The organism is Roseomonas sp. HF4, assembly GCF_005222755.1.
Classification (GTDB): Bacteria; Pseudomonadota; Alphaproteobacteria; order Acetobacterales; family Acetobacteraceae; genus Neoroseomonas.
Genome location: NZ_STGD01000003.1, coordinates 62757 through 83371, shown reverse-complemented (window position 1 = coordinate 83371; position 20615 = coordinate 62757). Strand labels below are relative to the sequence as shown.

The 20615-nt window shown below is 72.5% G+C and carries 22 protein-coding genes and 1 pseudogene; 5 read left to right on the top strand and 18 right to left on the bottom strand.

Annotated features, from left to right (window positions below; genetic code table 11):
* Positions 1–12: 12 nt before the first annotated feature.
* Positions 13–795 (top strand): SDR family oxidoreductase, encoded by a 783-nt coding sequence (locus E8M80_RS05980; RefSeq protein WP_137124763.1) that lies wholly within the window; start codon positions 13–15, stop codon positions 793–795.
* A gap of 18 nt (positions 796–813) precedes the next feature.
* Here the strand turns inward: E8M80_RS05980 and E8M80_RS25775 are convergent, their stop codons facing one another.
* Positions 814–1101, bottom strand: a complete 288-nt coding sequence (locus E8M80_RS25775) for a hypothetical protein (protein ID WP_170979205.1) — start codon at positions 1099–1101, stop codon at positions 814–816.
* On the opposite strand from E8M80_RS25775, the pseudogene E8M80_RS26995 reads away from it, so the two are divergent.
* Positions 986–1369: pseudogene (locus E8M80_RS26995) on the top strand (acyltransferase family protein); the annotation flags it as partial. The gene E8M80_RS25775 and the pseudogene E8M80_RS26995 sit on opposite strands and share 116 nt — an antisense overlap.
* A 106-nt stretch (positions 1370–1475) precedes the next feature.
* A complete protein-coding gene (locus tag E8M80_RS25770) occupies positions 1476–1970 on the top strand; it encodes a hypothetical protein (protein WP_170979204.1) in 495 nt (164 codons plus the stop codon).
* 4 nt (positions 1971–1974) lie between these two features.
* Here E8M80_RS25770 and E8M80_RS05970 read toward each other — a convergent pair whose 3' ends face one another.
* From E8M80_RS05970 to E8M80_RS05935, 7 genes are all read right to left on the bottom strand, one after another.
* On the bottom strand, positions 1975–2847 hold the full coding sequence (locus tag E8M80_RS05970; protein WP_137124761.1) for a DMT family transporter: 873 nt from the start codon (positions 2845–2847) through the stop codon (positions 1975–1977).
* Between the two features lie 145 nt (positions 2848–2992).
* Entirely contained in the window at positions 2993–3676 is a 684-nt protein-coding gene (locus E8M80_RS05965; RefSeq protein WP_137124760.1) for a nitroreductase, read from the bottom strand.
* Positions 3673–5004, bottom strand: coding sequence for a dihydroorotase (locus tag E8M80_RS05960; RefSeq protein WP_137124759.1), 1332 nt, complete (start codon positions 5002–5004; stop codon positions 3673–3675). Before E8M80_RS05960 ends, E8M80_RS05965 begins: the two co-directional genes overlap by 4 nt.
* 151 nt (positions 5005–5155) lie before the next feature.
* Positions 5156–6010 (bottom strand): hypothetical protein, encoded by an 855-nt coding sequence (locus E8M80_RS25765; protein WP_170979213.1) that lies wholly within the window; start codon positions 6008–6010, stop codon positions 5156–5158.
* Positions 6011–6063: 53 nt separating this feature from the next.
* Positions 6064–6624, bottom strand: a complete 561-nt coding sequence (locus E8M80_RS05945; protein ID WP_137124757.1) for a hypothetical protein — start codon at positions 6622–6624, stop codon at positions 6064–6066.
* 20 nt (positions 6625–6644) lie between these two features.
* A complete protein-coding gene (locus tag E8M80_RS05940) occupies positions 6645–7052 on the bottom strand; it encodes a hypothetical protein (protein WP_137124756.1) in 408 nt (135 codons plus the stop codon).
* A 225-nt stretch (positions 7053–7277) separates the two neighbouring features.
* Entirely contained in the window at positions 7278–8000 is a 723-nt protein-coding gene (locus E8M80_RS05935; RefSeq protein WP_137124755.1) for a Crp/Fnr family transcriptional regulator, read from the bottom strand.
* A gap of 191 nt (positions 8001–8191) precedes the next feature.
* On the opposite strand from E8M80_RS05935, the gene E8M80_RS05930 reads away from it, so the two are divergent.
* Both E8M80_RS05930 and E8M80_RS05925 read left to right on the top strand, forming a co-directional pair.
* Complete coding sequence (locus E8M80_RS05930) at positions 8192–9754, top strand: outer membrane beta-barrel protein (RefSeq protein WP_170979212.1); 1563 nt, start codon at positions 8192–8194, stop codon at positions 9752–9754.
* Between the two features lie 33 nt (positions 9755–9787).
* Positions 9788–10318 carry a hypothetical protein gene (locus E8M80_RS05925; RefSeq protein ID WP_137124753.1) on the top strand — a complete coding sequence of 177 codons (531 nt, stop codon included), beginning with the start codon at positions 9788–9790 and terminating at the stop codon, positions 10316–10318.
* On the opposite strand, the gene E8M80_RS05920 is transcribed toward E8M80_RS05925, so the two are convergent.
* From E8M80_RS05920 to E8M80_RS05875, 10 genes are all read right to left on the bottom strand, one after another.
* Positions 10249–11133 (bottom strand): TauD/TfdA family dioxygenase, encoded by an 885-nt coding sequence (locus E8M80_RS05920; RefSeq protein WP_137124752.1) that lies wholly within the window; start codon positions 11131–11133, stop codon positions 10249–10251. The two genes, E8M80_RS05925 and E8M80_RS05920, sit on opposite strands and share 70 nt — an antisense overlap.
* A gap of 123 nt (positions 11134–11256) precedes the next feature.
* Entirely contained in the window at positions 11257–12645 is a 1389-nt protein-coding gene (locus E8M80_RS05915; RefSeq protein ID WP_137124751.1) for an amidase, read from the bottom strand.
* Positions 12642–12833 carry a hypothetical protein gene (locus tag E8M80_RS05910; protein ID WP_137124750.1) on the bottom strand — a complete coding sequence of 64 codons (192 nt, stop codon included), beginning with the start codon at positions 12831–12833 and terminating at the stop codon, positions 12642–12644. The genes E8M80_RS05915 and E8M80_RS05910 overlap by 4 nt, the downstream gene beginning before the upstream one ends.
* A gap of 252 nt (positions 12834–13085) precedes the next feature.
* Positions 13086–13877: a class I SAM-dependent methyltransferase gene (locus tag E8M80_RS05905; RefSeq protein WP_137124749.1), complete on the bottom strand. Its 792-nt coding sequence runs from the start codon at positions 13875–13877 to the stop codon at positions 13086–13088.
* A 108-nt stretch (positions 13878–13985) separates the two neighbouring features.
* Entirely contained in the window at positions 13986–14762 is a 777-nt protein-coding gene (locus tag E8M80_RS05900; protein ID WP_137124748.1) for an ABC transporter ATP-binding protein, read from the bottom strand.
* Positions 14759–15544, bottom strand: coding sequence for an ABC transporter permease (locus E8M80_RS05895; RefSeq protein ID WP_137124747.1), 786 nt, complete (start codon positions 15542–15544; stop codon positions 14759–14761). The genes E8M80_RS05900 and E8M80_RS05895 overlap by 4 nt, the downstream gene beginning before the upstream one ends.
* A gap of 4 nt (positions 15545–15548) precedes the next feature.
* Complete coding sequence (gene alr, locus E8M80_RS05890) at positions 15549–16640, bottom strand: alanine racemase (RefSeq protein WP_137124746.1); 1092 nt, start codon at positions 16638–16640, stop codon at positions 15549–15551.
* Positions 16633–18144, bottom strand: a complete 1512-nt coding sequence (locus E8M80_RS05885) for a replicative DNA helicase (protein WP_137124745.1) — start codon at positions 18142–18144, stop codon at positions 16633–16635. Before E8M80_RS05885 ends, alr begins: the two co-directional genes overlap by 8 nt.
* Before the next feature lie 229 nt (positions 18145–18373).
* Complete coding sequence (gene rsmA / locus E8M80_RS05880; RefSeq protein ID WP_137124744.1) at positions 18374–19207, bottom strand: 16S rRNA (adenine(1518)-N(6)/adenine(1519)-N(6))-dimethyltransferase RsmA; 834 nt, start codon at positions 19205–19207, stop codon at positions 18374–18376.
* 10 nt (positions 19208–19217) lie between these two features.
* On the bottom strand, positions 19218–20555 hold the full coding sequence (locus E8M80_RS05875) for a peptidylprolyl isomerase (protein WP_137124743.1): 1338 nt from the start codon (positions 20553–20555) through the stop codon (positions 19218–19220).
* Between the last annotated feature and the right edge of the window lie 60 nt (positions 20556–20615).

Here is a 20615-nt window from a genome sequence, read left to right as displayed (position 1 = left end):
CGGAGGGGCAGGATGCAAGCAGCCTGGGACCATGTGCTGATCACCGGCGCCTCCTCTGGCCTCGGCCGCGCGCTGGCGCTGGCCTGCGCCAGGCCCGGCGCGACGCTGCACCTGTCGGGGCGCGACGCCGCACGGCTGGAGGACGCCGCCGCCGCCTGCCGCGCGATAGGCGCCGAGGTACGCCCGGCGGTGCTGAGCGTGACCGATGCCGCCGCCATGGCGGGCTGGATCGGCGGCGCCGGACGGCTCGACCTCGTGATAGCCAATGCCGGCATCTCGGCCGGCACGGGCGGCGCGACGGAGCCGGCCGCTCAGGCGCGCGCGATCTTCGAAACGAACGTGACCGGCGTGCTGAACACCGCGCTCCCCGCGATCGACGCCATGGCGGCGCAGGCACCGGGAGCCGACGGGGTGCGCGGCCGCGTCGCCGTCGTCGCCTCGCTCGCTGCCTTCGTGGCCGCCCCCGGCGCGCCGGCCTATTGCGCCACGAAATCCGCGGTGCAGCGCTGGGCGGAGGCATTGGACGCGACGGAACGCGCCCGCGGCATCCGCCTGCACGCGATCTGCCCGGGCTATGTCCGCACGCCGATGACAGCCGCGAACGCCTTTCCCATGCCCTTCCTCATGGACGCGGAGGAAGCGGCGCGGCGCACGCTCGCCGGCATCGCGCGCGGGCAGGTGCGCGTGGCCTATCCGTGGCCGACCTACGCCATGGCGCGCCTCACGGGGGCCCTGACGCCGGCGCTGCGCGCCTGGATCTTCTCGCGCGTGGCGGCCAAGGGGCAGGCACGCTGACCGACGCGCGGGCGCCGTTCAGCGCAGAAGTTTTCCCTGCCGGTCTTTGAGGCCGCGCGAAGAGGCGGCGGACAAACGGGTCATGTCGCATGTGATGAAGGCATCCCGGTTCGGCGAACAGGCCCTCGTCGCGGGTGGCCGGGAGGCCGCACCCGCGGCGCGCGTCGCGTGGATCGACGTGGCGAAGGGCATCGGCATCGTCCTTGTCGTCGCCGGGCATGCGATCGGTGGCCTGATCGATGCCGGGATCAGGCCGGAGACCGACTGGTTCCGGCCGCTGATGCTGGCGATGTACCTGTTCCACATGCCGCTGTTCTTCTTCCTCTCCGGGTTGTTCCTGCCGGACCGGCTGGAAGGCGGACGGGCGGGCGTGGCGAAGCGGTCGCTGGGCGCGCTGGCCTGGCCCTACCTGCTGTGGGGCAGCACGCAGATCTTGGTCATTCACGCCGCCGGGACCCTGGTCAATGCGCCCCTCGACGACCTCCCCGGAGCGCTGGCCGGAATGGTGTTCGTCTCGCCGCCTTCGCAGTTCTGGTTCCTGTATGTGCTGCTCGTGCTGCAGCTGCTGGCGGTCCTGCTGCTGCCGCTGATCGGCGCCGCGGGCCTCGTCGGCGTCGCCGTGGTCGTCTTCCTGGGCGCGCCGGGGGGGATGCCGGTCGTGCCCGGCTCTCGCGTCCAAGATGCTGCTCTATTTCGCCCTTGGCTGCGCGGTGGGGGCGCGGGGCCGGATCGCCGCACCCGCCGGGCTGGGGAACCGGCAGGTCGCCGGGATCGTACTCGTCGCGATGGCGGTCTGCGGAACGACGATGGCGGCGCTGGTCGCGATCGCTGGGCCGGAGACCTTCGCGGCGATGCGCGCCGGCGGCATCGCGGCGCTGGCCTGGCATCCGTTGTCAGCCGTCGCGGCCATCGCCGGCACCGTGGCGGTGGCGGCGGCTTCGGCCAGGCTGAGCGGGTCGCTGCGCGCCGCCTTCGCATTTCTCGGGCGGCGCAGCATGGCGATCTACGTCCTGCATGTCATGGCATTGGCCGGCACGCGGATCGTGATGACGAAGCTGTTCGGCATCGCCACGCCGGCGCTCCTGCCGCTGCTGGTGTTCGTCGGCGTCACGGTGCCGCTGGCGGCGTCCGGCATTGCGCGCAGGCTTGGGCTCGCGCGCGCCCTGGGGCTGTAGGGCGCTACCGGCGCGACGTCACGAGCCAGACCGAGGCCAGCACCACCGCGCCGCCGGCAAGCGTCGGCCAGGACGGCACTTCACGCAGCCACGCGGCGGCGATCAGGGTGGCGAAGACCGGCTGCAGGTAGCTGACCATCGAGGCATCCGCCGCCCGCGCGCGGGTGACGAGGCCCAGGAACATCGTGAGCGGCACCGCGGTCGCGAGGATGGCGAGCACCACCGCGACCGCCCAGACGCCGGCCGGCTGCGCCAGCGCGCCGGTGCCGTCCACCGCCAGCGCCAGCATGCCCGACAGGATGGCCGAGACCCCCTGCTGCCCAAGCGCCAGCGCCGCCGCCGCGCCGCGCGGCTTGAGCCGCATCCAGATGGTACCGAGCGCGTAGGAGAAGGTCGCGCAGAAGATCAGCGCGGCACCGGCAAGCGACCCGCCCGACATGCCGCCCGGCCCGACCACCAGCGCAATCCCCGCGAAGCCGAGCGCGACGCCGCCCAGCATGCGCCGCGTCGGCTTCTCCCCCGGCAGGAAGGCGGCAGCCAGAAGCGTGACCACCAGCGGTCCCGCCGCCTGCACGAGCGAGCCGGGCGCCGCCTCGATCCGCATCAGCGCCAGCGGCATGAGCGTATTGGGCAGCACGCCGTTCAACGTGCCGAGCACGAGCGCGCCCATCGCCACGCGCCGGTCGATGGCGGCGAGCTCGCGCCGCCACCACAGGAAGGCCAGCACCGCGACGGACGCCATCGCGCCGCGCACCGCCGCCAGCGTGAAGGGCGGGAAATGGAAGGCGAGGTAGCGGATCAGGGGAAAGGATGCGCCCCAGAGGGCGCCGATGACGACGAGGCGGAGCCACAGCGCAGCGCCGGTCAGCGGCGGCATGAGCGAAGGTCGGGGGAGTGAACGCCCCCGAACCCCCTCCTTTCTTTGGATACCGGGCTCCGGCCGCCGGGGCCGGCGCCAGACGACAGAAAAAGGAGGGGGTCCGGGGGTATTCCCGCCCCCGGCCTTGCTGGCCTGGTCGTGTTCAGCCGTCCCATCCGAGGAAGCGGCAGAATTCCGCCGCCGGCACGCGCTCCGTCACCAGCGTGTTCTCCGGCGCCGCCGGGTCCGCGTATCCCAGCGCCATGCCGCAGACGACGACTTCCGTGTCGGGAACAGGCAGATGCGCGCGGATGGTGCGGTGATGCGGCGCGAAGGCGGCCTGCGGGCAGGTGTCGAGGCCGAAGCCGCGCGCCGCCGTCATGACGTTCCCGAGGAAGATGCCGTAGTCGAGCCAGGAGCCGATCTCGAGCCGCCGGTCGATGGTGAAGACGATCCCGACGGGCGCGCCGAAGAAATCGAAGTTGCGCGCGTGCTGGCGCTTCATCTTCTCCGCCTCGCCCTTCGCGATGCCGAGCAGGCCGTAGAGATCCCAGCCGACCTTGCGGCGGCGGGAGAGGTAGGGCTCGAAGAAGGCGTCCGGGTAGTACTTGTATTCGCCTTCCTGCTTCGTGCCCGCCAGCGCCTCGGCGGCCAGCGCGGCCGAGAGCCGCCGCAGCGGCTCACCGGCCAGCGCGTAGCCCCGCCAGGGCTGCATGTTGGTCCCCGACGGCGCGCGCGCCGCGATGTCGAGGATGCGCTCGACCGTCGCCTGCGGCACCGGCGTCGGCAGGAAGGCGCGGATCGAACGGCGGGAGGTGATCGCCGCCGCGACGGCCTCGGCGGTCACGCGCGCGCCGTGTCGGCGAACGTGACCGGGCGGCCGGCGGGGGCGCCCAGGACCTCGTCCTCCCGCATCACGACATGGCCGCGGATGATCGTCATCATCGGCCAGCCGGTGCAGCGGTGCCCGGCGAAGGGCGTCCAGCCGCAGGGCGAGACGATCCAGGATTCCTCGATGGTGCGGGTGCGCTTCATGTCCACGACCGTCACGTCGCCGTCGTAGCCGACCGCAAGCCGCCCCTTGTTCAGCGCGCCATAGACGCGCGCGGGCCCGGTGCCCATCAGGTCGGCCAGGCGCGGCAGGGAGAGCCGCCCGGCGCTCACGTGGTCGAGCATCAGCGGCACGATGGTCTGCACGCCGGTCAGCCCCGCCGCGGTATTGGGCCAGGGACGCTCCTTCGCCTCGCGCGAATGCGGCGCGTGGTCTGAGCCTACGCAATCGACCCGCCCGTCGCGCACCGCCGCCCAGGCGGCCTCGAGGTGGCGCGCGTCGCGGATCGGCGGGTTCATCACCGCATAGCCGCCGAGCCGGTCATAGGCCTCGTCGGTCTGGGTCAGGTGGTTCAGCAGCACCTCGCAGGTCGCGAGGTCGCGGTACTCGCTCAGGTAGTCGAGTTCCTCGGCGGTCGAGACGTGCAGGATATGAGCGGGGCGGTTCGTCCGGCGGGCCAGCGCCATCAGCCGGCGCGTCCCCAGCAGCGCGCATTCCACGTCGCGCCATTCCATGTGGTTGCGGTGCGGCATGCCGGGCGTGAACATCGGCTTGCGGGCCTGCAGGCGGTACTCGTCCTCGGAATGGTAGGCGATGCGCCGCCGCCCGGCGCGCATCACGCGCTCGAGGTTCTCGTCGTCCTCCACCATCAGGTCGCCGGTGCTGCTGCCCGCGAAGACCTTGATCGCGCAGACATTGGCCTGGTGCTCGAGGTCCGCGAGCGTCGCGATGTTCGTCTTGGTCGCGCCGACATAGAGCCCGACGTCGCACCAGGCGACGCCCGCGAGCCCGGCGCGCTTGGCATCGAGCCGCGCGACATCGGTGATGGCGGGCGCCGTGTTGGGCATGTCGAACACCGCCGTCAGGCCGCCCAGCACCGCGGCCTTGGTGCCGGTCGCGATGGTCTCGACCTTCGCGTCGCCGGGGTCGCGCAGATGCACATGCGGGTCGATCAGCCCGGGCAGGACGTGCAGGCCGCGGCAGTTCACCACCTCGGCGGCCTCGGCCCCGCGCAGGTCGCCGATCGCGGCGATGCGGCCGGCGCGGATGGCGAGGTCGGCCTCCTCCACGCCCCAGGGCATCACGACATGCCCGCCCTTCAGGATGAGATCGAACCGGTCCATGGGCAGAGCCTCCGTCAAGCGCCTCGGCCTATGTCGCACCGGATGCCGGCGCGGGGAAGGCTGCGGGCGCCCGGATGCACGAAGGGCGCATGGGATGCACCCATGCGCCCTTCGCAGTCACGTGCCCCGGGAGGTCCCGGGGGCAGGTATCTCAGCCGTGGCCGGCGATGATCGCCTGCTGCACCAGCAGCGCGGCGGCCGCGATGGTCGGCACGTCGGAGGCGAGGATGTTCAGCCCGAGGATCGTGCTGAGCGCGATCACCGTCTCGTTCGTGACCGGGACGGTCTTGTCCGACGCGCTGGCGATGGCGATCGCCGCCAGGTCGTTGGTCGAGGCCGGCGTCACGCCCGGGAGCATGTTCGTCGGGTTCAGGTAGATCGTGCGCAGCAGCCCGAGATTCTCGAGCGGCGAGTCGATGCGCGTGATCTGGTCGTAGTAGCTCTGGAGCAGGGCGGCGAACTGCGCCGCGGGCAGGCTGTAGAGCTCGGCCACCGTGTAGGTCACGCCACCCAGCGTCATGCTGGTGGTGCCGATCGTCGCCCAGTTGGTCAGCAGTTCCGCATAGCGGGATTCGAGCACGCGGACCGGCGCGCGCGAGACATTAAGCCGGCCGAGCTCGACCACGGGAAGGGCGCCGTCGCCGGCCCAGACGGGGCGGCCGCCACGGTCGCCCGCCGCAGGCTGGCCGCGATGCGGCGTGCCGTCGCTGTCGGAGGACGGGCCGCGCTGGCCGCTCTCGCTGCCGCGCCCGCTCGGCGCCGCCGCCGTGCCGGCGCGGCCGCCCTGGCCGCCGCCGCGGCTCTCGGCACCGCCGCCGCCAGCACCGCCAGCACCGGGGCCACCGGCACCCGCGCCGCGGCCACCCTGGCCCTGGCCTTGCCCCTGGCCCTGCGCCCAGGCGGCGCCGTCACCGTTGCCGGTCAGCACGGGCGCGGCCGCGAACAGGCCGATCGCCAGCGCCGCCGCGGCGACACCCGCCTTCAACTGGGTCCTGAGATTCGTCATGCGACTTGTCCTGTCCTTGCTGGATTGTGATGCGTTGTCAGCGCCGTTCGCCGTCATCGCCTGAGCACGCTGCTGTCCACGGCCCAACTGCCGCGGCCTGTCGCAACGAAGTCTTCGCCGCCGCCCGAGCCGCCGACGATGCCGGGGAGCAGGCCGCCGGACGGGCTGGAATCCGTCAGCGTGGGCGCGGTTTGCGTCACGATCTCCGCTCCGGGCTGCCCGGGCCGGCCACGGTCGGTGCCGCCCTCCTCGCCATGGTCGTGGTCGTCGCCCTCGCCGCCGCGCCCGCCGGCGCGGCCGTAGCGATACCCGCCGCGCTCGGAACCGTGATGCGTTCCGCCCTGCCCGCCAGCGCCGCGGCCCGCCCAGCCGGGCGCCCGGCCCTGCCCGCCACCGGGCCCCGCCCCGCCGGAATGGCCGCCGCCGCCACCGCCGCCGGAATGGCCGCCGCCGCTGCTGCCGCCCGAATGGCCACCGCCGCTGCTGCCACCGGAATGGCCGCCGCCCTCCTCGGCCGCAGTGGCGGCGAGGGCGCCGAGCCCGGCCATCGCCGTGCCGGCCAACAGCGCCACCAGGGCACGGCGCCCGAACGGTGTCTTTTCGGTGCCTGGCATCGTCTCCTCCGTTTCGTGTGTCATCGGCGGGCCTCGGCCAGCATCTCGCGCTGCGCGTCGGCTGCCGCGGCGGCGATCCGCCGCGCCTGCGCCGTGCTCGTGCTGACGCAGAGCAATCCGTTCACCTCGGCGACCAGGTCGTAGGTCACCGACACCGCGCTGGCCGTCGCGAGGAAGATCGCCGCCGTGCCGGTGTCCGGCCGCGTGCGCTCGAGTTCCTCCTGGTAGCCGCCGAGCAGCGAGACGCCGCTGACCGCGCGGGTGCCCGCGATGCTGGGCGCGACGCGCGCCTCAGCGGCGCGTAGCCGGACCAGGTTCACGCCTTCCATGCGCCCGGCGATGCCGAGGCGCCCACGCTCGAAGCCGTCGCACCAAGCGGCCGGGCTCAGCACCGGGCCGGCCTGCGCGCAGGACGTGACCGCAACCACGGCGACGACCGCCGGAAGGCGGGCCTGCCATCGTGCTGCCGACCGACGCGCGGAGCCTGAGGCTATATTTCGCATGTTTCTTACATACGATATTCGGCAAGATCCGGAATTGATCTGCCGCAATGCCGCCCCGCAAATCCGCCGCACCGGCATGCGGAAAGGTCGGTCGTCCGGCTGATCCAGATCAATGTGCCGCGGCGCCCTGGGGCGCGTTCTGAACTCAGATCAGAACAGCGGGCGCGGTGTCAGGTATGTGTCGGTCCAGTCCCCGATCCTGGCGAGCTGTTCCGGATCCTTCACTAGCAGTCGCCGGCGGCGGGTCTCGATCAGCCCGGCCTCGCGCAGTTCGGCCATGGCGCGGTTGACGTGCTCGGGCGTGAGGCCGAGCGCGTCGGCAAGGTGGCGCTGCGTCGGCGGGAAGGCGCAATGCACGGCGGACCCGCCGTCACGCCAGCGCTGGCGCGTCCACAATTCGAGGAGCAGGTGCGCGACCCGCTCGCTCGCCTTGCGGCGGCCGAGCGAGACCAGCCGCTCAGCGAACGTCGCCCCCTCGCGCGCCGTCATCCAGGACAGGGCCTCGCCGAAGGCGGGCTCGTCATGGACGGCCTTGAGCAGCACGTCGCGGCGGAAGGCACAGAGCAGCACAGGGGTGAGCGCCTCATGCCCGATCTCCGTGCTCGGCACGGCGAGCGATTCGGTGCCCAGCAGGTCTCCGGGCAGGTGGAAGTCCAGGATCTGGCGCCGTCCATCCGGGCGCAGGCGGAAGCTGAAGGCCCAGCCTTGATAGACGGTGTAGAGGTGCCCGTCGGCGAGGCCGGGGCTGCTGATCGGGGCGCCGGCCGCCACCTCGCGCGTGCCGGCCCGCAGGCGACCGAGGCGCTCCAGCACCTGGCCCGCGAAGGGCCGGAACAGCGCGAGCCGCCGCACCTCGCACAGCCGGCATTCCATCGGCGGCCGCCCAGGGCCGCCCGGCCGGGACAGCCGGAAACCCACACCATGGTTCTGCGGCAACAGTTCCCTCCCGCCTGCATCCTGGAGCCCCTCTCGCCCCGGGCAGATGAGGTTAAACTGCATCAAATATTATATTCACACATTCTGTATCCGCGATTCGCGACCGCCGCAGACCAGAAGGACCTGTCGTGACACCCCATCGCCTCGCCCTGCTCGCCGCCTGCGCCGCGGTCCTGGCCACGACGCCCCTGCCCGGCGCGACCCAGACGCAGCCCCCCGCCGCCGTCGGCGCCGCGCTGCGCACGGGCGCGACCGACGGTCCGGGCGGCCTGCTCCGCGCCCTCAACGAGGCGATCCGCCGCGATCCCTCCCTCGTCGCCACGCCGGACGCCGCCGCCGGGCTGGCGCGCGCCGCGGCACAGCAGGTGAGCGGCTTCGTCGGTGCCAGCCTGCCGGTCTACCGCTCCATTACGCGTACGATCGTGGGCGCCGCGCCGGCCCCGGTGCGGCCTGCGGTCGAGGCCGCCGTGACGGCCGAGGTGGAAGGCTTCGCGCGCGCGGACGCGCAGAGCGTGGCGCCCGCGCCATCCGGCCCCGCGCCGGCCGCGAGCCCCGGTGCGCCGGGCGCGCTCGAGGGCATCCGCCTCGGCGCCTTCACGCTCTATCCCTCGGTGGACACGGCCGCCTACTACGACAGCAACGCCTTCGCGACGCGGCGGTCGCCGCGGGCGGACTTCGTGACCGTCGTCTCGCCGCGCGCGGCTCTCGAATCCAACCTCGACCGGCATTGGTTCGCCGTCTCCGGCGGCCTCGACTGGACGAACTACGCAACCTACACGAGTGAGAACACGCTCGACTGGCGCGTGGACGCCGAGGCGCGGCTCGACATCACGGACACGACGCAGATCTATCTCGGCGCGCTCGCCTCCCGCGACCACGAGGATCGCGGCACGCCCGATTCCGTGGCCTTTGGCGAGAGCCCGGTCGAGTACTACGACTACCGCGCCTATGGCGGCGTCGGGCAGCGCATCGGCAATGTCGCGCTACGGGTCGGCGCCGCGGTGGAGCGCCTGGTCTACGAGGATTCGACGACGCCCTTCGGCCCGGTGAACAACGCCGACCGAGACCGCACCCGCACCACCGCCGGCGTGCTCGCGCGCTACGAGGCGGACCCCTTCATCCAGCCCTTCGTCGAGGCGCTGGGCGACTTCCGCCACTACGAGCAGACGCAGGACGATTTCGGCTTCCGGCGGTCCTCCTCCGGCTGGCGCGTGGGCATGGGCGCGCGCTACCGGCTCGATCCCACCCTGACCGGCGAGGTCTTCGCCGGTCTGATGCGGCAGGACTACGACGACCCGCTGCTGCGCTACATCCAGACGCCGGCCTTCAACTTCTCGCTCCGCTGGCGGCCGCGGCCGGGCACGCTGCTCGTCGCCTATGCCGACCGCTCGATCGAGGAGACGACGCTGCCCGGTGCCGCCGGCTACGTCTACTCCGTCGTCGGGCTGCGCTACGAGCAGCGCCTGATGCCGAACCTGACCGGCATCCTGCGCGCGTCCTGGGGCGTCAGCGACTTCGTGGGCGTGGTCCGCACGGACGACTACTACGACGCCTCGGCGGGCGTGCGGTACCGGCTGACGCAGAACATCGCGGTTGGCCTCGACTACCGCTTCACGCGGCGCGACGCGAACGTGGACTTCGCCGATTTCAGCCGGCACCAGGTCTTCCTGCGCGCCGGCTTCTACTACTGACTGCTCCCGCCTTCGGGGTCAGGACGTCGATCCATGCGTGACCTGATGCGCTTCGTCGCCCGGCAACTCGACCGGCTGGCCTACTACGCCTCCCGCGCGGCGTTGAAGGCCGCGCAGCAGCCGCGCAGTCTCGGATTCTGGGGCGGCTGCAAGTTGTACGACCTGCGCCCGCACGCCATCGTGCTGTGTGGGATCGGCGTAGCACGCTGCGTCAAGCCGGTCGGCTACCGGATCGGCGTGATCTACGGCGCTGGCCGTCGTGCCGCGCGGCTCGACGCGATGCCGGTCGAGCAGACGGAGGAACTGCTGCGCTACGCGGCGCTCAACGCGTCTCGCCAATCCTCCGCCGCGCTGCTGCGCGAGCCGGGCGCCACGGCCGCGGCGATCCGCACCAGGCCGGCGCAACACGGCCGAGGGGCTGCCGCCCCACCTGCCGCCCGACGCCTGGCCGCGCCTCGGGCCAGGGCCGACGGAAGGCGGAGCGTGACGGCGCGCTACGCCGCCGCCTGCTCCAGCGTCGGCGCCACGTCCTGCAGCGTCACCCGGCGCATGTCGCGCGGGTAGGTCGCGTCCTCGAAGGGCCGCGCCCGGTGCAGCGTGCAGCGGTTGTCCCACATCACGAGGTCATGCTGCTTCCAGCGGTGGCTGTAGACGAAGTCGCGCTGCGTCGCGTGCTCGATCAGGTCGCGGATCAGGGCCATGCCTTCGGGCACCGGCATCCCCTCCACGCGCCCGATATGGGAAGACAGGTAGATCGACACGCGCCCCGAGCCTGGATGCCGGCGCACGAGCCGCTGCGGCACCGGGGCGAAGGCGCGCTTCTCCTCCTCCGTGTACGCATCGAAGCCGAGTTGCGCGCGCGAATAGATCAGCGAGTGCCAGGTCGTGAGGTCCTTCACCTTCGCCTTCGTCCGCTCGGGCAGCGCGTCCCAGGCGGCGCGCATGTCGGCAAACTCGGTCTCGCCGCCCTCGGGCGGGATCACGCGCGCATGCAGCATGGAATAGAGCGCGGGCGTCGCCTTGAACGAGGAATCCGAGTGCCAGAGCCGGTTGCCGAGGTTGAACATCCGGCGCCGGTCGTCGGCAGCCAGCAGCGTCCCGTCGGTGTCGAGGTTGGAGATGTCGTTCATCTCCTGGTGCTTCAGGCGGTGCCTGTGCGCGTCCACCACGCCGCGCGTCGGCTCGAGCGTGCCGAGCGCGCGGCCGAAATCCATCTGCTGGTCGTCGTCGAGCGCCTGGCCGGGAAAGACCAGTACCGCGTAGGTGTCCATCGCGCGGTGGATGTCGTCCGCCATGCCGTGCGGCAGGGGCTGGCGCAGGTCGACGCCGGTCGCCTCGGCGACAAAGAGCGGGTGCAGGGCCTTGAGCGTCAGCGGCATGGGCGCGTTCCTCGGATTCGGCCCGGTCCGCGGCCGGCGGCCGGGCTCTCGCGGGGGTGAGGGTCGCGCCGGGAGGGCGCGCGGGTCAAGGGTGCCGGGAAGGCGCGCGGACACGAAGGCTCACTACCCGAGCGGCGGCCGGCGTTCCCACCAGCCCGCGGCGCGTTCATAGGCATGCGCGATGCGCAGCAGGTCGGCCTCCCCGAAGGATCGGCCAACCAGTTGCAGCGACAGCGGCAGGCCGCCCGCGCCAAACCCGCAGGGCATCGCGAGCACCGGATGCCCCGTGCTGTTGAAGGCAGCCGTGACCGGGTGCGACCGGCGGAACGGGCCTTCGTCCACCTCCTCCAGCAGCGGCGCGGCCGAGGTGCTGCCGGCGCAGAGGATCGCGTCGCACCGTGCAAGAACCGAATCCACCTCCGCCGCGACGACCCGGCGCAGCCGCTGCGCCTGCACGTATTCGGATCCGGAGACGAAGGCGCCCATCATCAGGCGTTCGCGCGTCACGCGGCCATAGGCCTCCGGCCGATCGCGCAGCCACTGCTGGTGGATGGCGAAGCCCTCGGCGAGCAGGATGGTCTGCGTGCAGGCGTCGGTGCGCGCGCGCGACGGCAGGCCGACCTCCATGACCGTGGCGCCAAGGCCGCGCAGCGCGTCGCAGGCGGCATCGAGCGCCGCCATCGTCTCGGCATCCACGCCGGATTCGATGTCGTAGGCGCGCGCCCGGCCGATCACGGCGCCCGCGATGCCCGCGCCGATCCCGGCCAGGTAGTCCGGCACGGGTTCGTCGGCCGAGCCCGGGTCCTCCGGGTCATGGCCGGCGAGGACCTGCAGCGCCATGGCGCAATCCTCCGCCGTGCGCGCCAGCGGCCCGGCGTGGTCGAGCGTGAAGGACAGCGGAAAGACGCCGCGCCGGCTGATCCGCCCATAGGTCGCCTTCAGCCCGACGATCCCGCAATAGGAGGCCGGCAGGCGGATCGAGCCCGCCGTGTCGCTGCCCATCGCGAGCGGCACCATGCCCGCCGCCACCGCCACGCCGGAACCCGAGGACGACCCGCCCGCGAAGCGCAGCGGGTCCCAGGGGTTGCGCGCATTGGGGAAGGGCAGGCTGTCGGTCGGGCCGCCGCGCGCGAATTCATGGGTCGACAGCTTGCCGAGCAGCACCATCCCCGCCGCTTCGAGCCGCGCGGTCGTGACCGCGTCCTCATGCGCCATGTTCTGCAGCATCAGCCGCGAATGGCAGGTCGTGCGGATGCCGGCGACGTCGTAGATGTCCTTCAGCGCATAGGGGATGCCGTGCAGCGGGCCGCGGCGGCGCCCGGCGGCGATCTCGGCCACGGCCTGCCGGGCGGCGGCGCGCGCGCGCTCCGCGGTCACCTCGATGAACGCATGCAGCGCGGGGTCGAGGGCGGCGATGCGCGCCAGCGCCATCTCGGTCAGCGCGACAGGGGAGAGCGTGCCGGCGGCGATGGCGCGCGAGGCCTCGGCAAGGCCGGGAAGCGGCGCGGTCATCGCGGGGCCTTCTGGCGCAGGCCGAAGGCGGGCTCAGTCGTGGGCGGCAGGGGCTCGGCCAGCGTCGCGCGCATCACCCGCCAGGCGAGGAAGCCCTCAAACATCGCGGCACGGCGTTCCGGCGGTACGGTGAGGCCGGCGCGCGCCAGCGCGATGTCGAATTCGGTTTCGGGGTCAGCGATGGGCATGAAGGGGGCTCCGGCTGTGGCCTGCCGTTTTCCGCGCGTGTTCCGTCCCGGCGCAAGGCTCGCGCCCCCGCGCGGGGCGGTCAAGCGGCCAGGCGCGGCTGTCGTCGGGCGCGTCATCGCGGCGCGCCTTGGCGCGCGCGGCCCATCGGCGCGATCCGACGAGACGGCGTCCGCCCGGCATCTCCTTGCCCGGATCGTGCGCATCCGCCGCCTCGCGGAGAGGAGGGGTTCGTCCAGGCGACGTGCGCGGGCCTACCGCCCGGCAACCCGCCCGCGGATGGCATTAGCCGTCGCGTCATAGGCGATGCGGCCGGCCTCGCCCGCCGGCAGGCGCGCGCGCACGCCGTCCCTGAAGCGGTCGAGATCCGCGGGCGCCAGCCGGTCGAGCACCGGCTTGATGCTCGCCGAGCCCGTGCTGCTCGCCCAGAGGTCATCGAAATCCGCGAATTCCCGCCTGACCGTGATCCGGCGGGTCTCGAGCCCTTCGAGGCCCGCCTCCGTCCACAGTTCGCGCAGCGCCTCCATGCGCGAGGCGTCCACGCGCGGCGGCAGCGTCGGCACGATGCCGAGCGCGCGCAATTCCTCCAGGAAGGGCTCGAAGGGAAAGCCGCCGCCGAAGAAGTCCCAGGCATAGGCCGAGACCTCGCCCCCGGGGCGCACGACACGCACCGCCTCGGCCAGGCCCTTCGCGGGATCGGGCACGAAGAAGATCACCAGCGCCAGGGTGGCGGCGTCGAAGCGGGCATCCTCGAAGGGCAGCGCCATGGCGTCGCCTTCGAGAAAGCGGGCGCCCGCCACGCCGGGGCGTTCGCGCGCGTAGGCCAGCTGCCCGGCGGAGGGGTCGACGCCCAGCGTCTCGGCCGGCGCGCAGCGCGCCATCAGCAATTCGGTGAAGGCGCCGTTGCCGCAGCCGACATCGATCCAGCGCAGCCCGGGCGCCGGCGCGAGCCAGTCGAGGAAGACGGATCCGGCCAGCCGGCTCCAGGCCCCCATGCTGCGCTCATAGACCTTCCCGTCTGGGAAGCGGATGACGTCTTCGGCCATGCGGGCGGCCCCTTCCGTTTCGCGACGGATCTGCGGCAATCGCAGATTCAGGGTTGATGATGCGCCCGCGCGCGAAGGGGGAGCCAGGACAATCGCCGCAGGGCGGCGCTAGCGCCGCAGTTCCATCTGGATGGGCCCTTCCCGTTCGCCACGCGCGAACTGGTCGACCATGGCGTTGCCGGTATCCCCCAGCGCCGCCGCCGGCCCGGTCCAGACGATCGTGCCCTTGTGCAGCATCGCCGCGTCGTCGCCGATGCGCCGCGCGCTCGCCATGTCGTGCGTGATGCTCACGGCCGTGGCGCCGAGGCGCTTGACCACGTCCACGATCAGACCGTCGATCACCGCGCCCATGATGGGGTCGAGGCCCGTTGTGGGTTCATCGAAGAAGATGATGTCGGGCTCGGCGGCGATGGCGCGCGCGAGGCCGACGCGCTTCTGCATGCCGCCCGAGAGCTCGGCGGGCGACAGGTCGCCGACCGACGCCGCGAGCCCCACCTGCGCCAGCACCTCCGCCGCCTTGTCGCGCGCGCCGGCGCGCGTGATGCGCTTCTGCGCCAGCAGCTTGAAGCACACGTTCTCCCAGACCGGCAGGCTGTCGAACAGGGCCCCGTTCTGGAACAGCATGCCGATGCGGTCGTTCAGCGCCTCGCGCTCGCGCCGCGACATGCGGAGGATGTCGCGGCCGTCGATCTCGATCGTGCCGGCATCGGGCGCGATCAGGCCGAGGATGCACTTGATGGTGACCGACTTGCCCGACCCCGATCCGCCCAGGATCACCATCCCGTGCCCGGCGCGGATGTCGAGGTCGACCCCGTCCAGCACCGTCTTCGCGCCGAAGGCCTTGGAAAGGCCGCGCAGGCGGATCTTGGGTGCGGCGTCGCTCATCGGGCGAAGAACATCTCGGTCAGCACGTAGTCGAGCGCCAGGATCAGGATGGAGGCCGAGACGACGGCGGTTGTCGTTGCGGCACCCACGCCCTGCGCGCCGCCGCGGCTGTTGTAGCCGCACCAGCAGCCCATCAGCGTGATGACGAAGCCGAACACGGCCGCCTTCACGAGGCCGGAGACTACGTCCATCACCTCGAGGAAATCCATGGTGGCCTTGAGGTAGCCGGCCGAGCCGAAGCCGAGCTTCGTCGTGCCGATCAGCCAGCCGCCCATGACGCCGAGGATGTCGGCCACCACGACAAGGAAGGGCAGCGCCACGATGCCGGCCAGCAGCCGGGGCGTCACCAGGTACTTCATCGGGTTGGTCGACAGCGTGGTCAGCGCGTCGACCTGGTCGGTCACGCGCATGGTGCCGATCTCGGCCGCGAATGCGGCGCCGATCCGTCCCGCCACCATCAGCCCGGCCAGGACGGGGCCGAGTTCGCGCGTGATGGACAGCACGACGACATTGGCCACGGCGCCTTCCGCGTTGAAGCGCGCGAAGCCCGTGTAGGATTGCAGCGCCAGCACCATGCCGGTGAAGATCGCGGTCAGCGCCACCACGGGCAGCGAGAAATACGCGATCTCCACCAGGTGCCGCAGGAACAGCCGGCCATAGAAGGGCGGCCGCAGCAGGTGCGAGACGCCCTCCAGCGCGAACAGCGCGACCGCGCCCACCGTCCGGCAGGCATGGAGCACGCCGCGCCCGATCGCGGCGACAGGGTTCAGCACCAAGTCCAAGCGCTCAGCCCCGGATGTAGTCGCGGGCGTAGCGTGCGCCCAGCGAGGTCAGCACCTCGTACCCGATCGTGCCCGCGCGTGCCGCGACTTCGTCCGGGCTGCAGCCGGCGCCGCCGATCAGCACCAGGTGTTCGCCGGGCACGATCTCGGGCAGGTCGGTGACGTCGAAGGTGGTCAGGTCCATGGACACTCGCGCGACGAGGGGGACGGGCCGGCCGCGGAATTCCGCCACGGCGCAACCCGACAGGCTCCTCAGGTAGCCATCCGCATAGCCCGCGGCAACCGTCGCGATGCGCGAAGGGCGCGCGGCCGCCCAGGATGCGCCATAGCCGACCGTCGCGCCGGCCGGGATGTCGCGCACCTGCAGCACCGGCACCTCGAGCCGCATCACCTGGCGCATGGGGTTCGGCGCGCCCGGCGTCGGGTTGACGCCATAGAGCGCGCAGCCCGGCCGCGCGAGGTCCGAGGCGAAGCCCGGCCCGAGGAACAGCCCGGACGAATTGGCAAGCGACCGCCGCATCGGCGGCAGCGCCGCACACGCCGCCGTAAAGCGCCGGGCCTGTTCCGCGTTCAGCGGATGACCGGGTTCGTCCGCGCAGGCGAGGTGGGTCATCACATAAAGGGGATCGAGCCCCGCCAGCAGCCCGTGGTCGGCGGCCAGCCGCGCCTGCTCCCCCGCATCGAGGCCGAGTCGCGCCATGCCGGTGTCCAGATGCAGGATCGCCCGCCGCGCCACCCCCGCCGCGCGGCCGGCCGCGCCATGCGCCGCGACGTCCGAGAGCGCGTTCAGCACCGGCACCAGCGCCGCGTCGCCATCGTCACCCGGCGGGAAGCCTTCCAGCACCGCGATCATCGGCCCGGCGCCGAGCGCCGCGCGCAGCGCCAGCCCCTCGGTCAGGCAGGCGACGAAGAAGTGCCGGCAGCCGGCCGCCCGCAGCGCCAGCGCCACCTCCGCAGCGCCGAGGCCGTAGCCGTTCGCCTTCACCACCCCGGCCACCGCCCCCGGCGCGCCGCGCGCCGCGAGGTCGCGCCAATTGGCGACGATCGCGGGCAGGTCGACGCGCAGGACCGGCTGGCCGAACAGCGGCTCAGCCACGCATCGGCTCCTCGTGCTGGGTGTCGAGGTCGCCGAAGCGGGTGAACTCGGCCTCGAAATACAGGCGGATCATGCCGGTCGGGCCGTGGCGCTGCTTGGCCACGATCAGTTCCGCCTTGTTGTGCGCCATCTCCATGTCCGACTTCCACTTTTCCATCGCGTCGTGGAATTTCTCGGGGTTGTCGAAGTTCAGGTCCTTGGGCTGGCGCTGCTGCAGGTAGTAGTCGTCGCGGTAGACGAACATGACCGCATCGGCGTCCTGTTCGATCGAGCCTGATTCGCGCAAGTCCGACAGCTGCGGCCGCTTGTCCTCGCGGCTTTCCACGGCGCGCGAGAGCTGCGAGAGCGCGATCACCGGCACTGATAGCTCCTTCGCGATCGCCTTCAGCCCCTGCGTGATCATCGAGATTTCGAGCACCCGGTTCTCCGGCCGCGTCCCCGCCGCCGGACGCATCAGCTGCAAGTAGTCCACCACCACGAGGTCGAGCCCCTTGGTGCGCTTGAGCCGCCGGCAACGCGTCCGCAGCGCCGAGATGGTGATGGCCGGCGTGTCGTCGATCCAGAGCGGCAGGGCGGCCATCTCCCGGCTCACCTCCACGAAGCGGTCGAAGTCGCGCTGGCCGATCTCGCCGCGGCGGATGCGGTCGCCCGAGATGCGCGCTTCCTCCGACAGCAGGCGGGTCGCGAGCTGGTCGGCGCTCATTTCCAGCGAGAAGATCGCGACGCCCCCCTTGGGCACGGCGTTCGGGTCCTCCTCCCGCGCCGCGCGCAGGATCGACTTCGCGGCACCGAAGGCGATCTTGGTGGCCAGCGCCGTCTTGCCCATGCCGGGCCGTCCCGCGACGATCAGCAGGTCCGAGGGATGCAGCCCGCCGGTCTTGGCGTCGAGGTCGCGCAGCCCCGTTGGCAGGCCCGAGACGCCGCCCGGCGTCGTGAATGCCTTCTCGGCATGCGTGACCGCCAGCGTCAGCGCGCGTTCGAAGGACACGAAGCCGCCATCGCCCGCGCCGCCCTCCTTCGCCAGGTCGAACAGCGCCTGCTCGGCGGCTTCCAACTGCATGCGGGCGTCGAGCTCGGCCTCGGCGCCGAAGGCGCGGTTCACGACCACCTCGCCGAGATCGATCAGCTGCCGGCGCAGATAGGCGTCGTAGACGACGCGCCCGTATTCACCGGCATTGATGATGCCGACCATGGCCGAGAGCAGCTGCGCCAGGTAGGCCGGCCCGCCGGCCTCGTCGAGGAGGCCGGAATGCTCGAATTCCCCGCGCAGCGTGACGACGTCGGCCAGCTGCCCGGCCTCCACGCGGCGCTGGATCGCCTGGAAGATCCGGCCATGGATCGGGTCGGCGAAATGCTCGGGCGCCAGGAACTCCGAGACCCGCTCATAGGCCTTGTTGTTCGCGAGCAGCGCGCCGAGCAGCGCCTGCTCGGCCGCGAGGTTGGAGGGCGGCAGGCGCTGCGAGAGGCCAAGCAGGCTGCCCCCCGCGGGGTCGATGTCATTCATGGGGGCAGTCTAGACCGGCTGGGCGGGGCGTGCGCTGTGGATGGCTGTGGATAGGGGGGGGAGAAGGGAACTTCTCCCCCCGCGCCCCCCTCAACCTTCCTTGGCACCTGGTGCCGATCCATCGAGGTGTGGCGCCAAGAGCCAAGGAACGGACGGCTCGGGGGCCACGCGGGGCTGCAAAGCAACGCCGTGGGGTCCCGGCTCTGGGGAGGTTCCCCTCCCCCGCCCTTCATCGGCCCCGCGCCAGCACCGCCCGCGCCAGCCGGTCGAATTCCGCGACGCTCAGCGTCTCCGCCCGCCGCGTCCCCTCGATGCCCGCCACCGCCAGCAGCGACTCGGCCTCGCCCAGCACCTTGAGCGCCCCACGCAGCATCTTCCGCCGCTGCCCGAAGGCGGCCGCGGTGGTGCGTTCCATCGCGGCGAACAGCGCAGGGCCGGGATCCTCCGCATGCGGCGTGAAGCCGACCACGGCCGACCAGACCTTGGGCGGCGGGCTGAAGGCGCCGGGCGGCAGGCGCAGCAGCAACGCGCACCGGCAGCGCCACTGCGCCAGCACCGACAGCCGGCCATAGGCGTCGGTGCCGGGCGCGGCGCAGATGCGCTCCGCCACTTCCTGCTGGAACATCAGCGCCATGCCCTCGATCGCGGCGGCGCCGCGCAGCCAGCCGACCAGCAGCGGGGAGGCGACGTTGTAGGGCAGGTTGGCCACGATCCGCCGCGGCCCGGGCAGCAGCGCGGCCGGGTCGATCCTGAGCGCATCGCCCTCGATCACACGCAGGCGCCCCGGATGCGCCGCGGCGAGGTCGGCCAGCGCCGCCACCGCGCGGCGATCGAGTTCCACCGCCACCACCTCGGCCGCGCCGGTCGCGAGCAGGGCGCGCGTCAGCCCGCCGGGGCCCGGCCCCACCTCCAGCACGTGGCGGCCGGCCAAGTTACCGGCCAGCGCCGCGATCCGCGCGCAGAGCGCGGCGTCGAGCAGGAAATGCTGGCCGAGCGACTTGCGGGCATCGAGCCCGTGCCGCGCGATGGTCTCGCGCAGGCCGGGAAGGGTCTCGTCCGCCACGCAGCCGCGGTCAGCCGCGGCGCTGCGGCTGGCCGGCGGCCGGGGCCTCGCGCGTGGAGCGGATGTCAATCTGCGCGCGCCGCTGCAGCGCGCGCAGCACCTGGCGGGAGACCAGCTCGACCCGTTCGCGCAGCAGGCGGTCGCGCGCCTGGTCCGGCGTGATCTCGGCCAGGTTGCGGGTCTCCCGCGAGCAGACCGCGATAATGAGCACGCCGTCGGGCGAGATGATCGGCTGCGAGGGCCGCCCGATCGGCAAGCTGCCGAGCAGGTCGCGCAATTCAGGCGGCGTGATGGTGTCGAGACGCACCGTGCCGGGGTCGGAGGGGCGCGGCCCGCCGCGCGCGGCGGCCTCGAGCGCATCGCAGGACCGCGCCGATTCCGAGATCCGCTGCGCCGCTTCCACCTGGCGGAGCTGCTGCGCCGTGGGTGCCGCCGGGTTCACCTGGCCTTCGAAGGGCAGGAAGGCCTGCCGGATGGTCAGCATGGTCGCCATGTCGCGGCCGGCCGTGCGCTTCTGGCGCAGCGTGACGATGACGAAGCCGCCGGGCACCCGGATCGGGTTCGACACGGCGCCCTCGGGCATCTGCTGGACGACCGCGGCCACTTCGGGGTCCAGCCGGTCGGGCGGGACCCAGCCGAGGTCGCCGCCGAGCAGCGCGGTCTGGGACTGGCTGAACTGCGTCGCGACCATCGGGAAGGGCACGCCCTGGCGGAGGCGGGCGATGATGTCGGAGACGAAGCGCTGGACGTCGGCGTCCTGCCCCGGGTTGGTCACGGGGATGTAGATTTCGGAAACGAGGTATTCCGGCTGGCCGGTGCGCGCGCGCTGCGCGGCCACGTATTCCGCGATCTCGGCCTCGCTGACATTGGCCTGGGCGCCGAGCTGGCCGCGCAGCAGGCGGTTCCAGCCGATCTGCGCGCGGATCTGGTCATACAGCACGCGCGGGTCGATGCCCTGGCGGCGCAGGTTGTCGCGCAGGCCGCCCTGCGGCAGGCCGTTGCGTGTCTCGATGTCGGCGACCGAGTTGGCGATGTCCTGGTCGGTCACGGCGATGCGCCGGCGCGCGACTTCCTGCGTGCGCAGCCGCTCGTCGATGATCAGGCGCAGGATCTGGTCGTCGGCCCGCCCGGCCACGTCGCCGGTGACGCCGGCCGACAGTGCGAGAAGCCGCCGGCGGCTCTCGACCTCGGCCTGGGTGATGACATCCCCGTTCACGACCGCCGCGATGCGGTTGGCACGCTGCGCCTGGGCCGGCGGCGATGCGGCGAGCGCGCCGAGGATGAAGGCGGCGAGCAGGGCCGGAAGGCGCGCAAGGCGCCGGGCGTGGGGGATCGTCACGGCGGTCATGGCCGGGCCTTCTTAGGCCGTCGCGCCCCGAGGGGGAAGCGCGGGTTGCGCCCGCGCCGG

Excerpts from the sequence above, each read along its gene's own strand:
- E8M80_RS05980 (WP_137124763.1), top strand. The coding sequence starts at position 13 with ATGCAAGCAGCCTGGGACCATGTGCTGATCACCGGCGCCTCCTCTGGC.
- E8M80_RS25775 (WP_170979205.1), bottom strand. The coding sequence starts at position 1,101 with ATGTGGAACAGGTACATCGCCAGCATCAGCGGCCGGAACCAGTCGGTC.
- E8M80_RS25770 (WP_170979204.1), top strand. The coding sequence starts at position 1,476 with ATGCTGCTCTATTTCGCCCTTGGCTGCGCGGTGGGGGCGCGGGGCCGG.
- E8M80_RS05970 (WP_137124761.1), bottom strand. The coding sequence starts at position 2,847 with ATGCCGCCGCTGACCGGCGCTGCGCTGTGGCTCCGCCTCGTCGTCATC.
- E8M80_RS05960 (WP_137124759.1), bottom strand. The coding sequence starts at position 5,004 with ATGGACCGGTTCGATCTCATCCTGAAGGGCGGGCATGTCGTGATGCCC.
- E8M80_RS25765 (WP_170979213.1), bottom strand. The coding sequence starts at position 6,010 with ATGACGAATCTCAGGACCCAGTTGAAGGCGGGTGTCGCCGCGGCGGCG.
- E8M80_RS05945 (WP_137124757.1), bottom strand. The coding sequence starts at position 6,624 with ATGCCAGGCACCGAAAAGACACCGTTCGGGCGCCGTGCCCTGGTGGCG.
- E8M80_RS05935 (WP_137124755.1), bottom strand. The coding sequence starts at position 8,000 with ATGGAATGCCGGCTGTGCGAGGTGCGGCGGCTCGCGCTGTTCCGGCCC.
- E8M80_RS05925 (WP_137124753.1), top strand. The coding sequence starts at position 9,788 with ATGCGTGACCTGATGCGCTTCGTCGCCCGGCAACTCGACCGGCTGGCC.
- E8M80_RS05920 (WP_137124752.1), bottom strand. The coding sequence starts at position 11,133 with ATGCCGCTGACGCTCAAGGCCCTGCACCCGCTCTTTGTCGCCGAGGCG.
- E8M80_RS05915 (WP_137124751.1), bottom strand. The coding sequence starts at position 12,645 with ATGACCGCGCCGCTTCCCGGCCTTGCCGAGGCCTCGCGCGCCATCGCC.
- E8M80_RS05910 (WP_137124750.1), bottom strand. The coding sequence starts at position 12,833 with ATGCCCATCGCTGACCCCGAAACCGAATTCGACATCGCGCTGGCGCGC.
- E8M80_RS05905 (WP_137124749.1), bottom strand. The coding sequence starts at position 13,877 with ATGGCCGAAGACGTCATCCGCTTCCCAGACGGGAAGGTCTATGAGCGC.
- E8M80_RS05900 (WP_137124748.1), bottom strand. The coding sequence starts at position 14,762 with ATGAGCGACGCCGCACCCAAGATCCGCCTGCGCGGCCTTTCCAAGGCC.
- E8M80_RS05885 (WP_137124745.1), bottom strand. The coding sequence starts at position 18,144 with ATGAATGACATCGACCCCGCGGGGGGCAGCCTGCTTGGCCTCTCGCAG.
- E8M80_RS05875 (WP_137124743.1), bottom strand. The coding sequence starts at position 20,555 with ATGACCGCCGTGACGATCCCCCACGCCCGGCGCCTTGCGCGCCTTCCG.